This is a genomic window from Bradyrhizobium sp. (assembly GCF_028868675.1).
Lineage (GTDB): Bacteria > Pseudomonadota > Alphaproteobacteria > Rhizobiales > Xanthobacteraceae > Bradyrhizobium.
The window spans coordinates 1-3,568 of sequence record NZ_JAGWUA010000315.1; the positions used below are offsets into that span (position 1 = coordinate 1).

2 protein-coding genes are annotated in these 3,568 nt (G+C 67.3%); both read right to left on the minus strand.

Features of this window, described 5'->3' with window-relative positions; all coding sequences use genetic code 11:
• Window positions 1-2,169 (minus strand): histidine kinase dimerization/phospho-acceptor domain-containing protein (locus KGM94_RS24305; RefSeq protein ID WP_300264997.1); only part of this gene is annotated, 2,169 nt, incomplete at its 3' end.
• A 239-nt stretch (window positions 2,170-2,408) separates the two neighbouring features.
• A partial coding sequence (locus KGM94_RS24310; protein ID WP_300265000.1) for a cation diffusion facilitator family transporter occupies window positions 2,409-3,568 on the minus strand: 1,160 nt, incomplete at its 5' end.

Below are 3,568 nucleotides of genomic sequence, written 5' to 3' on the forward strand. Positions count from 1 at the left end.
GGTCTTGGTGAGCTGGCTCTCGACCTGCTCGAAGGGGCGGCCGAGCCGCGCCAGCGAGTGCGGCGCGATCCCGATGCCGGTGTCGGCGATCATCAGCACGATCCTGTCCTCGAGCTGCCGGCTGCGCACCACCACGCGGCCGCCTTCGGGCGTGAACTTCACCGCGTTGGACAGGAGGTTGACGATGATCTGCTTGGTGGCGCGGCGGTCGGCGACCACGGCGATGGATTTCTCGATATCGGCGTCGAGCGTCAGATGCTTGTCCTGCGCGCGTCCGGTGACGACCCGCAGCGACTCCGCGAGCGTCCGCGACAGGTCGAGCGGCTCCATGTCGAGCTTCATGCGGCCGGCCTCGATCTTGGACATGTCGAGGATGTCGTTGATGACCTCCAGCAGATAGTGCCCGCTGGTGAGGATGTCGTCGCAATATTCCTGGTACTTCTCCGAGCCGAGTTCGCCGAACATGCCGCTTCCCATGATCTCGGAGAAGCCGATGATGGCGTTGAGCGGCGTGCGCAGCTCGTGACTCATGTTGGCGAGGAACTTCGATTTGGTCTGGTTGGCTTCCTCGGCACGGGTCTTCTCGCGCTGGTACTTCTCGGCGAGGTCGGCGAGTTCCACCGCCTGGCGCTCCAGCGCCGCCTGCGAGCGCTTGAGGTCGATCACGGTGGCGCGCAGGCGCAGATCGTTGTCGACGAGCTTCTGCTCGTGCTCCTTGATCCGGGTGATGTCGGTGCCGACCGAGACGTAGCCGCCGTCCTTGGTGCGGCGTTCGCTGATGTGCAGCCAGCTGCCGTCGTCGAGCTGCGCCTCGAAGGTGCGCGCGCCCGGCGCCTGGTTGGCGGTTTCGTTGAGGCGGGTGCGCACCTCCGGCATGCGGCCGACCTCGAGCACGGTCTCGTAGGAGGTGCCGGGGATGACGGCGGTGTCCGGCAGCTTGTGCAGGCGCTGGAAGTGCGAGTTGCAGAGCACCAGGCGGTCGCTGGCGTCCCACAGCACGAAGGCCTCGGGAATGGTCTCGATGGCGTCGCGCAAGCGCAGGTCGGCCTCGACGGTCTTTTCCGCAAGGCTCTTCTGCTCGGTGATGTCGACCGCGATCCCGATCAGGTGCATGCCGTCATCGCCGGTCCCGCGCGTCAACTCGCAGCGGACCCGGAGCCAGATCCAGTGGCCGTCGACATGCTGCATGCGGAAGGTCTGGTCGATGTTGGCGATCTGGCCGGAGATCAGCTGGTCGGCGATGGCGAACAGGTCGATGTCGTCGGAGTTGACCAGCGCGTTGACCTCGCCGAAGGTCAGGAGTTCGTTGCGGCCGTCGAGACCGAGCATCGAGAACATCGATTGCGACCAGAAGATGCGGCCGCGCGACAGGTCCCAGTCCCACAGGCCGCAGCGGCCGCGGTTGAGCGCGGTGTCGATGCGGCCGCGCACGGCGTCGTTGATGAGGTCGCCTTCGCGGGCGCGGGTCGATTGCCAGTGGAAGGCGAAGCCGAGGATCAGCACGACGAAGCCGGTGGTCGCCGACAGCGTCACCGACAGCGCCGCATCCGAGCCCCAGATCGGCTCGATCTTCTCCTGGATCACGGTGACCTGGCCCGGCAGCGACCTGATCGGCCGCGAGGCCGCCACGGCGCCGTTGCCGCTCGGCAGCGTCATGTCGCTCACGCTGTCGCGCTGCGGCGGCGTCACCAGCAGTTGCGCGGTGGCGATCGCGTCGAGCAGGCGGTCGTTGCCGCCGACGTCGGTGTCGAGGGGAATGCGGGCCAGGATGCGGCGGTCGGTGCCGAGGGAGGTGACGATGATGTGGCGGCCGGCGGCCATGCCCCAGGACGGAACCAGATCGGGCAGCAGCGTCGGCAGGCGTTCGATGTTCCTCAGTCGCTCGATGCGGATGGAGGCGAGGCGGTCGATGCGCTCGGCGAGCAGGTCGGCGAGCGCGGAGACGTCGCGCCGCATCGTCGCGCGCTTGGAGCGGGTCTGGTCGATGACCTGGACGAAGGCGCCGAGGCAGATGGTGATGAGGAAGGCGATGATCAGCGTGGGGACCGCGCGGCGGAGCGCGGGCTCGGCGACCAGGAGCCGATGATAGGCAGGTTTCGCGATCGACTGCGCCAATCCCTTGATCGAATCGGATTGGACGCACGCGTCCGCGGCGTCTGCGCGCGCCATGCCTTCGGTCCCCCAGGAACTTTGAAAAATTTTGCTCGCTGCACGCATTCGGATGCATCCCCAAGATCGCTTCCGAATCACAGCGATTTGAATCCAGTTTTCGCAAGCTGTCGAGAGTCAACGAATCGTTAAGACGAAATAAATCTTGTCCACGGAGAATCGTCGCATCGGGATTCCGCACCATCGCGTGGGCGGCGAGTCCGAAACGGGAACGTGTGACGAAATGCGGGCCGTGCGGCTCAGGCGCGCGGCGGCTCGGCGTGGCTGATCACGCGCTTCACGCTCGGGAAGGCGCGGCGCAGCGCGCGCTCGATCTCGTCGACCTGCTCGTGCACCTTGATCACGCTCATCGAGGGTGCGGCGCGGCAATGGAAGTTGACGATCTCGCCGGCATCGGTGTCGCGGACGCGCACATTGTGGATGTCATGGATCTCGCCGCCGGCGGCGTAGCGCGCGAGCGCCTCGGCGATGGTTCGGACGCGGTCGGACGGAGCATCGGCGCCGAACGGCAGTTCCGGCTCCAGCGGCTCGATATGGACGTCGACCTCCACGTCTTCGCCGAACTCGTGCTGGATGTTGCGCTCCAACGCGTTGGCGACGTCATGCGCCGCCGCCAGCGGCATGTTGCCGTCGACCTCGAGGTCGATGCTGACGATCAGCTTGTCGCCGAGGTCGTGCACCGTGACATGGTGCACGGCAAGGCCCGCATTGCGCGCGATCACCATGATGCGCTCGCGCACGGTCTCGTTGTTGCGCGCCACCGGTACCGCGGTGAAGGTGAGATCGGCCTCGCCCAGCGCCTTCTGCACCGCGGCCTGGGACTGCTGCTTGATGGTCTCGACCCGGTCGATCGGGAAGGTGCGCGGCACGTGCACGATGGCGTCGATGAAATGGGTCGAGCCGACCATGCGCGCGCGCAGGCGCTCGACGCCGACCACGCCCGGCACCATCCGGATCGCGTCGGTGGCGCGCTCGGCGACCCCTTCGGGGGCGCGGTCGAGCAGGGTCTCGACGGTGGAACGGGCCAGCCGCAGGCCCAGCATCGCGATCATGATCGCGACCGCGATGGCGGCTGCCGAATCGCCCCATTGGAAGCCGAAGCCGGCGAGCGCAAGCCCGATGATCACGGCGACCGAGCCCATCACGTCGGAGGCGAAATGCAGCGCGTCCGCCTCCAGCGCCTGGCTCTTGGTGTCGTGGGCGGCGCGGTGCAGCGCGCGCGCCCGCCAGTAATTCACGGCGATGTCGAGGAGGAGCACGATGAAGGGCACCACCGAGACGGTCGGAGGCGGGGCGCCTTCGCGGAGCCGGCTGATGGACTCCACCAGCACGCCGCCGGCGAGCACGTAGAGCAGCGCGATCACGCCGAGCGCCGAGATGCTTTCGAGCTTGCCGTGGC